Here is a 15,057-nt window from a genome sequence, read left to right on the forward strand (position 1 = left end):
TCCCATGCCTTCGACAACTTCGTGAACCCCTCCACAGCACCGGCAAGAGCGCAGCGACACGCCCTCATCGCACTCCTGCCCGACGGGCACCCCCACGCCCGTCTCCCGCCCGCCGCACGTGAGGTAACGTCCCGAGCGGTGTGCCATGCAGAACGCTAGGGCGAGGAGAAGGGTGACGTGGCAGGTCAGGAGGGCGGGCTCGGTCGGAGCCGGGCGGCGGACGCTCGCACCCCGACATGGGCGCAGGAACTCCTCGACCATCTGCGGCCGACCGGACGTGACGTCCGCCGGATCGTCGCCTGGCTCGCGGAGACGCTGCGCGGCACGGCCTCGCTCCAGGACCACACCGGAACCCTCGTCGCCGGAACACGCCTCCCGCTGGACGAGGGCCTGGTCGCCGACATCCTCGCCGGTCGCATCGCCTCCGCGGCCGCGGCCGACGAGGACGGCCACCTGCGCCTGGTCAGGATCGAGCAGCCGCATCAGGCGTCCGCGGGAGTGCTCGCGGTGGCCCGCCCGGAACCCTTCGACCGGCGCGCCTCCGACATCCTCACCCACACCGTCCAGGTCCTCGAACTTCTGCTGCGCGCCCGTGAGGCGACCGCGGCCGGGCGGCGCCTGAAGCGGGCCACGTCCGATCTGCGCCTGGCGATACTCCAGCTGCTCATGGTGGAGGACACCGTGTCCGCCCGTCGTGTCGCCGCGGGGCTCTGGCCCGGCCTGCTCGACACCGAGACGGCATGCGTCTACGTCCTCGAGGGGGACGCCGCGGAACGGGACCGGCTCGCGGAGGAGTGCCTCGGCGTGACCGGCGACCGCGCACTCGTGGTGCGCTGTCCGGCGATGGACGGGCACGTGATCATCGTGACCACCGCGGACGCGGCGGGCGAGGCCCTGCGCTCACTCGTCGACCGCAACCCCGGCACCCTGCTCGGCGGCAGCTCCCGGCAGAGCCTCGCCCGGACGGCCACCGCCTACGGGCAGGCGGTCAGCGCCCTCGCCGTGGCGCGGGTACGGCCGGACAAGGCGGCCGTGTACGCCGAACGCACCCACCCCGAACGGCTGATGGACCCGGCCGCGCTGCGCGAATGGACCGCCCGGCTGCTGCGTCCGCTCGACACCCTGCCGCACCACACCCGCGCCGAACTGCTCGCCACCACCCGGCTCGGACTGGAGTTCACCGCCGTGAGCGCGGCCAAGGTCCTCGGCGTCAGCCGCAACACCGTCCGCGCCCGTATGGAACGCGTCGAGTCCCTGCTGCGGACCGATTTCACCGACCTCACCGTCCGCGCGACCGTCCACCTGGCCCTGAGCACCCAGGTCAGCCTCGCGGACGGACAAGGCGATCACGGCGGCACCCCGCAGGCCCGCGCCCGGCTCGGCGATTTGCTGGCCGGACCCGCGCTGGGGACCTGGGCGCGGGAGCTGCTGGGCCGTCTGGACGGCGACGCCCGCGACCTGCGCCGCACCCTGCGCAGCTGGATCGCCGCGGGCGGCAACGCGGAGCGGGCCGCGCAGACACTGGCCGTGCACCCGCAGACCGTGCGCGAACACGTCCGCAGCGCCGAGCCGGTTCTGGAACGCCGGCTGATCGCCTCCGGGAGCGACCTCTACGAGGTCGTGCTGGCCCATCTGGCGACCGGCGAACTCGAACACCCCGTCCTGCTCCGGGACAATCCGGGCCATCCGGACGCACCTGTGCACGGGTGAGCCCTGTGCCGCGCACAGCGGGCATCGACGCGATTCACAAGGGTGCGCAGGTCACGTAAGTTCGACGCACCGCAGGGGGAACGACCGGAACGGGGGACCGGTCGCGCCCCCTGTGACGTGTCTCCCGCGACTCCCGCCGGTCCTCGCCCACGCCACCGGCACTGGTTCGGTCTTCCGGCACCGATGTGGACTGACCTGCGCACGACGGGTACTCGTCCCCTCCGGAACGTCTACCGCCGGAGGAGGCCCGAATGACCAGCAGCACGGAGACCGGCGGCGCGACCGGCACGCCGGACAAGGACTACAACCTCATCTGGTACGTCGAGGCGTGCCTGAGCAACGCGCTGCGCCTGGAGAGCTACATCCAGGACGCGGAACGCGACAAGGACACCGAGGTCGCCGACCTGTTCCGCAAGGCCCAGGCGGACAGCCGCAAGGGCGCCGAGATAGGCAAGGGGCTCCTGCGCGCCCGGCTGAACGGCGGCTGACCCGGTAGGTGCGGAAGGGCCGGACAGACGGGTGTCCGGCCCTTCCATCCTGCGCGGACGTCGCGTTGCCGTCCGGGAGAAGGCGCACAGGGACTGAACAGGCGTAACCGATCTTCCGTACCCCAGGGTGTAGTCGTACACCGACCGGATACGGAGAGGCTCGTGCCGCGACGAGGACGCAACCATCGGAACACCGTGTTACGCCTTGGCACCCTCGTCGGGAGCCTCGCGCTGGTCACGGCCTGTGGCGGAGGCGAGGACGACACCGCCAAGACCCCACGGCCGTCGAGGAGTTCCGCCGCGCCCGCGGCCGGCATCGTGGCCCCGGCCAGGATCGAGGTGATCGCCGGACTGGCCGGCTGCAAGGCCGAGATCCGTATCGAGGCCGACGAACTGCGTGAGGGACTCTGCCACTCGGGTCAGGCCGACTACCGCATCACCACCTTCCCCGCGGAGAAGTACAAGGAGGCGTGGCTCGACGCGGCCAGTGTCTACGGCGGCAAGTACCTCGTGGGCCCGCGCTGGGTGGTCAGCGCCAAGGCGGAACACCTGGAACAGGCCAGGAACAAGCTGGGCGGGACCATACGGCAGCTGCAGGGCACGTCGTAGGTGCTGCCGGGCGCGCCCCCGGCAGAACCCACACCGTCAGGCGACCACCGCCGAGACCTTGCCGTGAGCCCGTTCCGGCTCGAGGACCCGCTCCGCCAGATAGCCGAAGAGCAGCCCGAATCCCGCCCACAGCACGGCCTGGACGCCGAGCGAGGCCAGGCGGAACTCCCACAGGTCGGTGGCCGGGAAACCCTTCGGGGTGTTGTCCCCGGCGGGCAGGGCGACCATCGCCACCGCCACCGCGGCGACGAAGGCCACGGCGGCCGCGGTCGAGGCGTTCCAGTTGCCCCAGGCCGGGGCCAGTCTGCGGCCCAGCAGGACCGCGCCGATCGCGAGGAGCACGCTGAGCGCGATCATCAGGACGAACAGGGCGGTGCGCTTGTCGATGGTGTCCGGGTCGCCCACCGCGGGCGGGTTCGCCGGATACTTGAGGATCGGCACGAGATAGACGGTGAGGAAGCCGCCGAGCGCGGTCAGACCCGCCGTCGCCCGGGCTCCGAACCGGCCGATCCGGCCCAGTGCGAAGCAGAACGCCAGCGCCAGGATGCCGCCGATGGCGACCCCGAAGACGAGGACCCCGGTGGCGAGTCCGGCCGTCGACTGCACGGAACGGCTGACGAGTTCCTCGCCGTGCTCGTGGGAGCCGGCCTCCTCGAAGGCGATGGCCGCGTCCACCGGGCCCTCACCGACCAGGTAGGCGAAGACGAAGGCCAGGACGCCGGCGCCGAGCCCCGCGAGCATGCCGCGCACCAACAGGGTGCGTACGACTGTGGAGTTCATGGTGTTCCGCCCCGCCTCAGTGGCAGGGGAAACCGAGCAGGTGGCGTGCGTCGTGCACCCACTCGTGGACGCCCTCGCCGGAGACGAGTGCGGTGGCGCCCTGTTCGGCGCCGACGAAGTACAGCAGGACGAGCATCAGGACGCCGAAGAAGACGGCCCAGGGGACGAGCGCCCGCACCGGCAGCGGGGTGATCGCAGGGGTGGTGGGCGTGGGGGCGGCAGTGGACTGCGCCATGGCGAGACCTCCTCGGGAACAACGCGTCCCGCATCGTGGTGGAGCACTCGACGACGGCGTTGGGTCTGACTCACCACCACCTCGTCATCCGAGGGGTGGCACACAGTGGCGCGACCGTGCCGGGCTTGCACCGGACTTCCGTGGCGCCGTCGTCCTTGTCGCCCCAGATGGTAGGGGTAATACGGGCTTCGGCCAACATGGCGTACGCCACCTACGATGAACCGCCCCCGCCGACTCGACGAAAGGGCCCCCATGACCGTCCGGCTCACCTTCCTGTGCGCCGCCGCCCGCACGGAACGCGCCGTACGTTTCGCCGACGACCCTCTCGACGAGCGCGCGCTGTGCCGGGCGGAGGCCGCCGCCGGGACCATCCCGCAGGCCGGCACGATCTTCACGGCACCTTCTCTCCGCTGCACCGGGACGGCCGAGGCTCTTGGCTGGGAAACCGTCACGGCGCAACCGGCGCTGCGGGACCTCGACATGGGTTCCTGGTACGGCCGCACACTCGACGAGATCGCGGCAACCGACGCCTCGGGACTGGCCAGTTGGCTCACCGATCCGGAGGCGGCGCCGCACGGCGGAGAGAGCGTGGAGCAGATCTGCGACCGCATCGCCTCCTGGCTGGACGCGCTGCCGTCCGACGCGGGACGCGTACTGGCGGTGGTCGAACAGGCCGTGGCACGGGCCGCGGTGGTCCACGCGCTCGGGGCGCCGCGCCAGGCGTTCTGGAGAATCGACGTCCCCCCGCTGTCCACCGTCGAACTCACGGGGCGCACCGGCCGCTGGAATCTGCGGATGGCCGAGCTGCCGCTCAGTCCTCGCCCACAACGGTGAGGGCGTCCCCGAGGGCCGCGGCGATCCGTGCGGCCCGGGCATCGTCGTCCAGCCGGCGGGTGAGACAGGCGCAGGCGTGCCCGTGCCGCAGCGACCACCAGGCCGCAGACCCGCCGATCCCGCCCTTGGCGATCTTTCCCTTGTCCCGGACGAAGCCCAGCGTCCAGGTGGCCCGGGTGCCGAAGACCTCGTCGAAGCCGGTGACCTGGGCGGCCAGGAGCTCGGCGTGCAGCTCGGCCCCCAGGAGACCGCGCACCGGCCCGTCCTCGCTGGTCAGACGCGAGAAGAACTCCGCCGTCGAACTCGCCGTCGTCTGGAGGTTGGCGGCCCCGAACACCGACTGCCGCCACGCCCGGGAGTTGGTCCCGGCCGGGTCCAGAACGCCGCCCGGTATCTCCAACCACGGTCTGGCGTGCAGCTGTTCGGGCCAGCCGGGACGCGCGTACTCGAGGTCGGCGACCCGCTCCAGCGAGTCGTCCGGAAGGCCGCCCCATCTCGTGGAAGAGCTGCCCCGAAGCCGTCCCTGCGGCGGCCCGCAGGACCCCGTCGACAGATGGCCGTAGGTCAGCGCATGCTCCCCGGGAGCTGCGCCGGGGACAGATCGCGACCGGCCGCCTCGGCGGTGAAGCGGGGCCGGCCCGACCGGTGGGTGAGCACCTGGCGCAGGGTGGTCCGCTCCTTGCCGTGGACTCCGTACGCCTTCCAGTGCGCGGCGATCGGCTCGTCCAGCGTCAGGGCGCCGTCGCGCACGGCCGCCGGCGCGGTGAGCGTGACGAAGGACTTGGACAGGGAGTACGGCATGACGAGGGTGTCGTCGCGCCACGGGCGGCCGCGCCCGGCGTCGCCCAACAGGCGTTCAGCCGCACCACTTCACGGCCGTCACGCCACACGCGCCCCGGCCTCGGGCCACACTCAACGAAGAGTGAGCTCCCGCAGGGCCTTCGCCACGTCCGCCGGCGCTTCCTCCGCCATGAAGTGGCCGCACGAGACGGTCGTATGGCGAAGGTCGTCGGCCCAGGCCTCCCACAGGGCGGTGGCCTCGTAGCCGAGCGCGGCTCCCCAGTCCTGCTGGAGCACGGTCACCGGCATGCCCAGCCGGTTCTCCGCGGCCCGGTCGGCCTCGTCGTGCTCGACGTCGATGCCCGCGGAGGCGCGGTAGTCGGCGACGATCGACGGCACCGCCTCGCGGCAGGCCCGCAGATACTCCGCACGGACCTCCGCGGGGATCGCGTCGGGACGGTTCGCCCACACGTCGAGGAAGTGGCCGAAGAACGCGTCCGCGCTCGCGGAGATCATCCGCTCGGCGAGACCGGACGGCTGGGCCATGAGGTAGAGGTGGAAGGCGACCGCCGCCGACGTGCCGTGCAGGGCGTCCCACATGTCGAGGGTCGGCAGGACGTCCAGACAGGCCAGGTGGCTGACCGCGTCCGGATGGTCGAGGCCGGCCCGGAAGGCGACCAGTGCGCCCCGGTCGTGCCCGGCCAGCGCGAAACGGGCGTGGCCCAGCCGGCGGGCGAGGGTGACGACGTCGTGCGCCATGGTCCGCTTGGAGTAGGTGTGCGGGCCGTCCTCGCGCGGCTTGTCGCTGTCGCCGTAACCGCGCAGGTCGGGGCAGATCACGGTGTGGTCGGCCGCCAGGTCCGCCGCGACATGGCGCCACATCAGGTGGGTCTGCGGGAAGCCGTGCAGCAGGACCACGGGTGTGCCGGTCCCTCCCACGGCCACATGGAGGGACACGTCCTCGGCGACGGACACGCGCTGGTACTCGAATCCGGCGATGGTGGGTCTCACGGCGGGGCTCTCTTCGGTCGTACGGCGAACGGGAGGCATCGGTGTCCGGGCCCGGGGCGCCGATGAACCCCAGGATCCGGGGAGCGAATGAGCAACGAATGAACGCGTGTACGTTGAGGCATGTGCGTGTGGTCGAGTTCGGAGTCCTGGGGTCGGTGGCGGCCTGGGACGAGACCGGGGAGCCGATCGCCCTGAAGGGCCCGAGGCATCGTGCGGTGCTGGCCCGCCTCCTCATCGCCCGCCGCGGGGTCGTGCCCGTTCCCCGTCTGGTGGAGGACCTGTGGGAGGGGGACCCGCCGGCGGATGCCGTGGGCACCGTCCGGACCTTCGTCGCCGGGCTGCGGCGCGCTCTGGAACCCGAGCGGCCCCGCCGGACCCCGTCCCGCCTCCTCGTCACCGAAGGCCCCGGCTACGCGCTGCGCGCCGAGCCCGCCCATGTCGACGCCCGGCGGTTCGAGCGCGCCGTCGCCGCCGCGGCGGACCTGCCTCCCGCGCAGGCGGTGCCCCGGCTGACCGAGGCTCTGGAGCTGTGGCGCGGACCCGCCTACGCCGACTTCGCCGAGGAGCGCTGGGCGCGCGCGGAACGCTCCCGGCTCGCCGAGCTCCGGCTGACCGCCGTCGAGCGCCGGGCCGAGGGCCGGCTCGCCCTCGGCGCCGCGGCCGACGCGGCAGCGGACCTCGACGCCCATGTGGCCGAGCACCCCTGGCGGGAGGACGCCTGGCAGCTGCTCGCCCTCGCCCTGTACCGCTGCGGACGCCAGGCCGACGCCCTGTCCGTCCTGCGGCGCGCCCGACAGTTGCTGCGCGAGCACCTCGGTGTGGAGCCCGGCCCGCGGCTCAGCCGCACAGAGCAGGACATCCTGCGGCACGCCGACCACCTGGACCCGGGCCCCTCGGACCCGGCCGCGCAGGTCTGGGCGCAGGCCTCCGCGTCGTACGCGAGCATGGTCCCTGCGCGGGCACGCACCCGCCTGGAGTCCACCGCGGGGCTGATGCGCGACCTGGCCGTCACCGGGGGCGGCGGACTGGAAGCGGCCCGCAGGCACCGCGCGGCGGCCGTGGCGGCGGCGGAGCAGCTGGGTGATCCGGAGCTGACCGCACGGGTCATCGGCGTCTACGACGTCCCCGCCGTCTGGACCCGTTCCGACGACCCCGCCCAGGCCGACCGGCTCGTGGGTGCGGCGGAACGCACCCTGCTCCACCTGCCGCCGGGCGCGCCGGAGGCGGCCAGGGCACGGCTCCTGGCCACCGTGGCGGTGGAGTCCCGCGGCACGCTCCCCGAGGGAACGCGCGCCCTCCAGGCCGCCCACCAGGCCGTGGAGAGCGCACGCCGGCTCGAAGACGCCAACCTGCTCGTCTTCGCCCTCAACGGCCTGTTCATGCAGACCTTCGAACGAGCCGGACTCGCCACCCGGCGGGCGGAGATCGGCGCGGAGATCACCGAAGTGGCCGCCCGGCACGGCCTGTTCACCTACGAGGTCCTCGGCCACCTGATCCTGCTCCAAGCACACTGCGCCACCGCCGACTTCACGGCGGCCGACAAGCACGCGGCCGCCGCCGCCACACTCGCCGAACGGCACGAACTGCCTCTCGTCGCCGTCTTCACCACGTGGTACCGCGCCCTGCGCACCGCGACGACAGAGCCCCCGCGGCTCGGCGAATCCGCGTACCGGGCCGCCGCCAAGTCCCTCGAGGGCGCCGGAATGCCCGGCCTGGAGCAGGGATTGCTGCCGCTCGCCCTGCTGTGCCTGCGGCTGCACCACGGCCTCCCCGTCACCGCCGACCCGCACACCGACTGGGGCCCCTACGAGCCGTGGGTGCGCCCCCTGTTGCTGCTCGCGGAAGGGCGCGACCAGGACGCCGTACGTCTGCTGGCTTCCGTGCCTTCCCCGCCCGGGGACCTCCTGTACGAGGCCCTGTGGAGCCTCCTCGCCCGCGCGGCCATCCAGGTGGACGACCGTCCGCTCATGCGGCGAGCCCTGCGTGCGCTCGAATCCGCCAGGGGCGAACTCGCGGGCGCCGCAAGCGGCTTGCTCACCGCCGGTCCTGTCGCGGACCACCTGGACGCGCTCGCAGCGGCGCTCGCACCGCACGCCTCTTGACCTCGGCCGGAGCGGCGGCTTAACGTTCCGGCGTTTGCCAGTGATTGAAACGATTCAATACTTTGGGGGCGCCCAGATGCATGAAGCCGACCCGCAGCGCGACGGCATATCCCGACGCGCGGTCCTGGCCGCCGGACTGACCGCGGGCGCCGCCCTGGCCCTCGGGGCGGGGGCCGCGTCGGCGGTGGCGGGGACGGGCGGCGCCGTCGACTGGTTCGCGGCCCCCGCCCGCTCGGTGCGGCCCAGGTTCCGCTGGTGGTGGCCGGACGGTCTCGTGGACCCGGACGAGATCGCCCGCGAGGTCGACCAGATCGCGGACGCGGGCTTCGGCGGTGTGGAGATCGCCGCCGTCCACCACAGCATCAAGGACAAGTCGGTCCTGGACACCGCACACCACGGCTGGGGGAGCAGACCCTGGCGGGACGGCGTCGAGGCCGCGCTGCGTCGCGCGGCGAGACGGGGTCTCACCGTCGACCTCACCCTCGGCCCCAGCTGGCCCGTGGCCGTCCCCGGGCTCACGCCCGACGACGACGCCGCAGCCAAGGAACTCGCCCACGGCCGCGCCCCGTTGACCGGTGGGAGCACCTACCAGGGGCCCGTACCGCCCCCCGTCCACGCCGCGGCCGCGGGGGTGACCCGTCAGCAGCTCCTCGCCGTACAGGCCGCCCGGGTCGAGCCCGCCCACTCGACCCGCAAGGAGACCGGACTCGATCCGGACAGCGTCCAGGACCTCACCGCGACCGTCACCGACGGCACACTGACCTGGACCGCGCCCGAGGGCGGGGACTGGGTGCTCATCTCCTACTGGGTGCGTGGTTCGGGCCAGCAGCCCGAGTCCGGCCCCCACTCCGCCCCGGCCGCCTACGCCGTCGACCACTTCAGCCCGGCCGGCACCACCGCGGTCACCTCCTACTGGCAGGACCACCTGCTGACCCCCTCCCTGCGGCGCCTTCTGCGAGCCGCGGGCGGCTCCTTCTTCGAGGACTCCGTGGAGCTGGAGACCGACGGCCTGACCTGGACACCCCTGCTGCCCGAGGCCTTCGAGAAGCACACCGGACGGCCGCTGCTGCCGTACCTGCCCGCCCTCGTCCTGGACAACAGCAACCAGGTCTTCGCCTTCGAGGCCCAGTTCACCCGCCAGATCCGGCACGACTTCTGGGAGACCGTCTCCGGCCTCTTCAACCGCAACCACCTGACGGCCCTGCGGGACTGGGCGCACCCCCTCGGCATGACCCTGCGCTCGCAGCCCTACGGCCTCCAGACGGACGCCATCGCCTCGGCTGCGATCCTCGACATCCCCGAGGGCGAGTCCCTCGGCTTCAAGAACCTGGACGACTACCGCTGTCTGGCCGGCGGCCGGGACATGGCCGGGCGGAGAGTCCTGTCCTGCGAGGCGGGCGCCTACAACGGATCCGCGTACAGCACGACCTGGGACCGCTTCCTGCGCACCATGGGCGGCGCCTACGCGGCCGGCGTCAACCAGACCGTCGTGCACGGCTTCTCCTACGCCACCGCCCCCGGGGTGAACTGGCCGGGATTCGCCGCCTTCAGCCCGTACAACGGCACCGCTGGCTACGGCGAGTCGTGGGGCCCGCGCCAGCCCACCTGGCGGCACGTCCAGGACATCTCCGGATACCTGGGCCGCGTCCACCAGGTGCTCCAGACCGGTACCGCCAGAGCGGACGTCGCCGTGTTCCGGCAGACCGGCTACACCGCCACCGGAATCGGCGCCTCCTGGTTCACGGCCACCGGCGTCCCGCTCGGCTGGACCCACCAGTTCCTCAGCGGACCCCTCCTCGACCTGCCCTCCGCCACCGTCACGGACGGCCGGCTCGCCCCCGACGGCCCCGCCTACAAAGCCCTGTTCGTCGAGGGTGACTTCTTCTACGGCTCCACCCCCACCCTCGCAGTCGAGGACGCCCGCAAGATCCTCGCCCTGGCCGAGGCGGGACTTCCCGTCGTCCTGTTCGGAGCCTTCGACCAGGCGCTGACGCCCGGCGTCCCGGACCAGGGGGAGACGGACCGGCTGCGCGACCTCCTCGCCCGGCTGCTCACGCTGCCCCACGTCGTCCGGGTCACCGACAAGGCGGCGGTCGGCGACGCCCTCGCCGGGCTCGGGGTGAGCGCCGACGTACGGCACGCCACCGCGTCCACGCTCCTCAACGCCCACCGGGTCACCGCCGACGCGGACTTCTACTACCTCTGCAACGGCAAGCACGCCGAGACGGTCAAGCCGCCCGTGGCCGCGATCGACCACGACGTCACCCTGCGCCGCACCCACGGCGGCAGGACCGTGCCGTATCTGCTCGATCCCTGGACGGGCGAGGCGGTACGGCTCGCGCAATACACCGAGGACGGGGCCGACATCACCCTGCGGGTCACGCTCCAGCCGGGGCAGACCACGATCGTCGCCCTGGGCCGGCCGGGACTGTTCGGCGACCGCCATGGCACCAGTGCGCACGCCGAGGCGACCGACGCCGACGCGGTGCTGTTCACCGACCGAGGGCTGACCCTGCGTGCCCGCACCGCCGGTACCTGGACTACCCGCCTGTCACAGGGCCGTACCTCCACCACCAGGACCCCCGCCGTGCCCGCGCCCATCACACCGGCCCGCTGGGAGCTGGAGGTCGAGGACTGGTACCCGGGCCCGGACGCCACCCGGACCGATCACGTCCGGCGCGGCGTCACCCTCGAGACGCTGCGGCCCTGGTCGCAGATCCCCGAGCTGTCCGACTCCGCGGGCATCGGCCGGTACCGCGCCACGGTCACCCTGCCGGCCGGCTGGACGTCGTCCCACGGTGCCGAGTTGGAGCTGGGGCAGGTCAGCGACACCTTCCGGGTGAGCGTCAACGGCAGGCGCCTGCCCACGGCCGACCGGCTCCACCCCGTCGTCGACCTCGGCCCCTTCCTGCGGCGCGGTGAGAACACGCTCGAGATCGAGGTGGCGACCCCGCTCATCAACCGGCTCAGGGTCGCGCAACCCACGGTGTTCGGCGGGGTCGCCCGCCAGGACCACGGTCTGGTGGGGCCGGTGAGACTCGTGCCGTACGTGCAGGCGGCTGTGCGCTGACGACGAAGGGCGCGCCCGGCCCGTGCCGGGCGCGCTCTTGTTACGCGGGAAGCCCGCAGTACAGGAACAGATGCGGTTCGGTGGCGCCTTCGGGATGGTCCGGGGTGAACTCCACAGCCTGCTCGTGCTCCACGGCGAGACCCGCGTCGCGCACTACGGCCAGCATGTCCTCCGCGGCGAAACTCGTGGCCCGGACAGGCTGGCCCATGAACTCGACCGCCAGGTCCTCCACGTCCACGGGCACGGTGGCGAGCACCAGGCTCCCGCCCGGCCGCAGGGCCCGCGCCAGCCGCCCCAGCACCTCCGACTGCTCCGCCCGGGACATCTGGAGCAGCGAGAAGTACACGCACACCGCGTCGAACGACGCCTTCTCCAACGGCAGTTCACGGATGTCCGCGTGGCGGAACTCGGCCTCGGGCACCTGCCGGCCAGCCAGCTCAACCATGACCGGAGAGACGTCCACTCCGAGCACCTCGTGGCCCGCGGCCACCAGCGTGGATGCCGTGGGACGGCCGGTTCCGCTGCCGACGTCCAGGACCCGGCTACCGGGGCCGAGCCTCCCGAGCAGCCACTCCAGGGACGCCAGGTGCGCCTCGGAACGCGCGAACGCCTTCTCGTACGTCAGCCCCAGCGCGTCGAAAGCCGCTGCTGCCCGCTGCCCTTTGTCTGCCACGACCTGCTCCCCCCTCGCGGTGTCCGGGCATCGTAGCCCGGCAGTGCCCGACCCCGGCACGGCTTGCGGACGAAAGCCGAGGCGGGCAGTGTTCGACCGTGGCCACCCTGCTGATCGTGCATCACACGCCCTCGCCCAACTGCCAGGCGATGTTCGAAGCCGTCGTCTCCGGTGCGACGGCGCCGGAGATCGAGGGCGTCCGTGTCGTACGCCGCGCGGCCCTGTCCGCCACGGCCTCGGACGTGCTGGAGGCGGACGGCTACCTGCTGGGCACCCCGGCCAACCTCGGGTACATGTCCGGAGCCCTCAAACACTTCTTCGACCAGGTCTACTACCCCTGTCTCGACGAGACGCGCGGCCGCCCGTTCGGCGTCTACGTGCACGGCGGCAACGACGTCACCGGAGCCCTGCGCGGCATCGAGTCGATCACGAAGGGTCTCGGCTGGCGCGGTGCGGCCGACCCGGTGACCGTCACCGGCGAACCGGCCAAGACCGACATCGAGGCGTGCTGGGAGCTGGGGGCGACGGTCGCGGCAGGACTGATGTCCTAGCTGTCGCGGAGGGCGCCGTCCGCGGCGCCGCCCGGTGTGATCAGCCCGCTCTCGTAGGCGAGGACCACCGCCTGGACACGGTCGCGCAGCTCCAGCTTCGACAGGATCCGGCCGATGTGTGTCTTCACCGTCGTCGGACTGAGGAACAGTCGCTCCGCGAGCTCGGCGTTGCTGAGCCCGGTCGCCAGCAGCCGCAGCACCTCCAGCTCACGGGGGGTCAGCCCGGACAGGTCCTGGCGCGGGTCGGCCGAGGGAGCGGCCTCCTCACGCCGGGCGAAGCGCTCGATCAGGCGGCGGGTGATCGTGGGCGCCAGCAGGGCGTCGCCGGACCGCACCAGTCGTATGGCGGCCACCAGATGCTCGGGCGTGACGTCCTTGAGGAGGAAGCCACTGGCTCCGGCGGTGAGGGCGGCGTAGACGTAGTGGTCGAGGTCGTACGTGGTCAGGATGATCACCCGTATGTCGCCCGCGGTGTCGTCCGCGAGGATCCGCCGGGTGGCCTCGATGCCGTCCATGCCCGGCATCCGGATGTCCATGAGGACGACGTCGGGGCGGGTCCGCCGGACCGCGGCAACCGCCTCCGCGCCGTCCGCCGCCTCCGCCGTCACCTCGATGCCGTCCGCGGTCAGGATCATCCCGAACCCGGTCCGTACGAGGGCCTGGTCGTCGGCGATGACGGCCCGCAACCTGTCGCCGTTCACGCCATCAGCCAACGCAGCCACTCCTTGTTCGTGCCGTTCGCCGAAGCCACCCCGCCGAACCGCCCCTCATACCGTCCGCCACGGCACCTCCGCCCTGATCCGGAAGCCCCCGGCGAGGGTCGGGCCGGCCGTCAGTTCGCCGCCGTAGACCGCGAGGCGCTCCCGCAGACCGATCAGCCCGCGGCCGTTCCCGTCGGCGGGCACCCCGTCGCGGACTCCGCCGGTGTCCATGACCTCGATCTCCAGCCGGTCGCCGGACCAGCCGACGGTGACGACGGCCTCGGCGCCGGGCGCGTGCTTGATGGTGTTGGTCAGCGCCTCCTGGACCACTCGGTACGCCGTGAGGTCCACGCCGGGCGGCAGCGGTTCCGGGGGCAGCGAGACCGCGACGCCGACCGGTGTCCCGGCGGCCCGCACCCGGTCGACCAGCGCGGCCAACTGCCCGAGGCCCGGCTGCGGTTCGAGGCCGTCGGCGGGGGAGTCCGGGCGGCCGGTGTCCGGCGCGGCCAACAGGCCCATCACATGCCGGAGTTCGGCCATCGCGGCCCGGCCCCCGGCCTCGACCGCGAGCAGCGCCTCCTTGGACCGCTCCGGGGCCGCGTCCATGACCTTGCGCGCGGCGCCCGCCTGGATGACCATCACGCTCACATTGTGGGTCACGACGTCGTGCAACTCGGCGGCGATCCGCGCCCGTTCCTCCTCCACGGCCCTGCGCGTCGCCTCCCCGTGCGCCCGCTCCAGCGCGGCGAACCGGTCCCGGCCGGCCGCGAGGCGCCGCCGCCCGAACCGGACCGCGCCGGCCACCACGCCCGCCACCAGCAACACCACCCCGGGACTCGACCACCCCGGCAGCACCGGCTGCGTCGACCGGAAGGCCACACCGGCGAGGACGGCGGCGACGACGAGCCCGACCATCGCGCCCACCCGGTGCCGGCTGTGCGTCACCGCGCTGTAGGTGCCGATGACGCAGGTCAGGACGTTGATCCAAGAGGCGTTGTCGCCGATGGCGAGCGCCGCGCCGACCACCACGGCGAACACGGTCAGCGGAAACCGCCGCCGTGCGGCCAGCGGCAGTGCCGACAACACGACCAGGCTCCAGGGCGATGTGTCGACCGGTGGCTCGGGCCACCCGCCCGGAGGAACCGGGGGCCGGGGCGGAACCGGCGCCCCGTACTCGATCCGCGACATCTGTACCGGCCCGTCGCCGGGATACTGCGACGCGACCACCACGGCGACCACCGTCAGCAGCACGGCCAGCAGCACGTCGAAGTACAGCGACCGCCGTGACAGCGCGGCGCCCTTCGCCTCCGGCCGCAGCGCGACACGCACCTGCCGTAGCCATCGGCGCAGGTCTTCCGTCCCCATGAGCACATTGTGCGGTGCCGTGCCCGGCCGCGCGTCCGTCTCGACGACCAACCCGCCCTCCCGCGGGCGTACTTCGCAGGGATGACCCCAGGCCGGCTCCTCCGTGCGGAGGGCCACATGTCGGTGTACCGGCCGACGCGCCCGCAAC

Annotated in this window: 15 protein-coding genes; 7 read left to right on the top strand and 8 right to left on the bottom strand. The window is 72.9% G+C overall.

What is annotated here, in order from left to right:
• Nucleotides 1–177 precede the first annotated feature (177 nt).
• The 3 genes from AQJ46_RS37195 to AQJ46_RS37205 all read left to right on the top strand — a co-directional run bounded on the left by AQJ46_RS37195 (nucleotide 178) and on the right by AQJ46_RS37205 (nucleotide 2,807).
• On the top strand, nucleotides 178–1,710 hold the full coding sequence (locus AQJ46_RS37195; protein ID WP_059209763.1) for a helix-turn-helix domain-containing protein: 1,533 nt from the start codon (nucleotides 178–180) through the stop codon (nucleotides 1,708–1,710).
• Between the two features lie 251 nt (nucleotides 1,711–1,961).
• Nucleotides 1,962–2,198 (top strand): hypothetical protein, encoded by a 237-nt coding sequence (locus tag AQJ46_RS37200; protein ID WP_059209764.1) that lies wholly within the window; start codon nucleotides 1,962–1,964, stop codon nucleotides 2,196–2,198.
• Between the two features lie 195 nt (nucleotides 2,199–2,393).
• Nucleotides 2,394–2,807, top strand: coding sequence for a hypothetical protein (locus AQJ46_RS37205; RefSeq protein WP_107117403.1), 414 nt, complete (start codon nucleotides 2,394–2,396; stop codon nucleotides 2,805–2,807).
• Nucleotides 2,808–2,843: 36 nt separating this feature from the next.
• Here AQJ46_RS37205 and AQJ46_RS37210 read toward each other — a convergent pair whose 3' ends face one another.
• Complete coding sequence (locus tag AQJ46_RS37210) at nucleotides 2,844–3,587, bottom strand: CbtA family protein (RefSeq protein ID WP_059209766.1); 744 nt, start codon at nucleotides 3,585–3,587, stop codon at nucleotides 2,844–2,846.
• Nucleotides 3,588–3,603: 16 nt separating this feature from the next.
• Entirely contained in the window at nucleotides 3,604–3,822 is a 219-nt protein-coding gene (locus AQJ46_RS37215; protein ID WP_037712826.1) for a CbtB domain-containing protein, read from the bottom strand.
• Between the two features lie 216 nt (nucleotides 3,823–4,038).
• Between AQJ46_RS37215 and AQJ46_RS37220 the strand changes: the two genes are divergently transcribed.
• Nucleotides 4,039–4,656 (top strand): histidine phosphatase family protein, encoded by a 618-nt coding sequence (locus AQJ46_RS37220; RefSeq protein WP_225887485.1) that lies wholly within the window; start codon nucleotides 4,039–4,041, stop codon nucleotides 4,654–4,656.
• On the opposite strand, the gene AQJ46_RS57600 is transcribed toward AQJ46_RS37220, so the two are convergent.
• The 3 genes from AQJ46_RS57600 to AQJ46_RS37235 form a co-directional block, all read right to left on the bottom strand.
• A complete protein-coding gene (locus tag AQJ46_RS57600) occupies nucleotides 4,634–5,056 on the bottom strand; it encodes a serine hydrolase (RefSeq protein WP_059209768.1) in 423 nt (140 codons plus the stop codon). The two genes, AQJ46_RS37220 and AQJ46_RS57600, sit on opposite strands and share 23 nt — an antisense overlap.
• Nucleotides 5,057–5,220: 164 nt before the next feature.
• Entirely contained in the window at nucleotides 5,221–5,457 is a 237-nt protein-coding gene (locus tag AQJ46_RS57605; RefSeq protein WP_263972890.1) for a serine hydrolase domain-containing protein, read from the bottom strand.
• A 111-nt stretch (nucleotides 5,458–5,568) separates the two neighbouring features.
• The gene (locus tag AQJ46_RS37235; protein ID WP_059209770.1) at nucleotides 5,569–6,447 is read right to left on the bottom strand and encodes an alpha/beta fold hydrolase; all 879 of its coding nucleotides are present in this window, start codon (nucleotides 6,445–6,447) and stop codon (nucleotides 5,569–5,571) included.
• Nucleotides 6,448–6,545: 98 nt separating this feature from the next.
• Between AQJ46_RS37235 and AQJ46_RS37240 the strand changes: the two genes are divergently transcribed.
• Nucleotides 6,546–8,549: an AfsR/SARP family transcriptional regulator gene (locus AQJ46_RS37240; RefSeq protein ID WP_404828503.1), complete on the top strand. Its 2,004-nt coding sequence runs from the start codon at nucleotides 6,546–6,548 to the stop codon at nucleotides 8,547–8,549.
• Nucleotides 8,550–8,625: 76 nt separating this feature from the next.
• The gene (locus AQJ46_RS37245) at nucleotides 8,626–11,619 is read left to right on the top strand and encodes a glycosyl hydrolase (RefSeq protein WP_059209772.1); all 2,994 of its coding nucleotides are present in this window, start codon (nucleotides 8,626–8,628) and stop codon (nucleotides 11,617–11,619) included.
• Between the two features lie 40 nt (nucleotides 11,620–11,659).
• Here the strand turns inward: AQJ46_RS37245 and AQJ46_RS37250 are convergent, their stop codons facing one another.
• Nucleotides 11,660–12,292, bottom strand: coding sequence for a class I SAM-dependent methyltransferase (locus AQJ46_RS37250; RefSeq protein WP_059209773.1), 633 nt, complete (start codon nucleotides 12,290–12,292; stop codon nucleotides 11,660–11,662).
• A gap of 98 nt (nucleotides 12,293–12,390) precedes the next feature.
• Between AQJ46_RS37250 and AQJ46_RS37255 the strand changes: the two genes are divergently transcribed.
• A complete protein-coding gene (locus AQJ46_RS37255; protein ID WP_059209774.1) occupies nucleotides 12,391–12,843 on the top strand; it encodes a flavodoxin family protein in 453 nt (150 codons plus the stop codon).
• Here the strand turns inward: AQJ46_RS37255 and AQJ46_RS37260 are convergent.
• Complete coding sequence (locus AQJ46_RS37260; protein ID WP_059209775.1) at nucleotides 12,840–13,556, bottom strand: response regulator; 717 nt, start codon at nucleotides 13,554–13,556, stop codon at nucleotides 12,840–12,842. The two genes, AQJ46_RS37255 and AQJ46_RS37260, sit on opposite strands and share 4 nt — an antisense overlap.
• A 54-nt stretch (nucleotides 13,557–13,610) precedes the next feature.
• On the bottom strand, nucleotides 13,611–14,909 hold the full coding sequence (locus AQJ46_RS37265) for a sensor histidine kinase (protein WP_059209945.1): 1,299 nt from the start codon (nucleotides 14,907–14,909) through the stop codon (nucleotides 13,611–13,613).
• Nucleotides 14,910–15,057: the final 148 nt, after the last annotated feature.

The organism is Streptomyces canus, from assembly GCF_001514145.1.
In the GTDB taxonomy this organism is placed as follows: Bacteria; Actinomycetota; Actinomycetes; order Streptomycetales; family Streptomycetaceae; genus Streptomyces; species Streptomyces canus.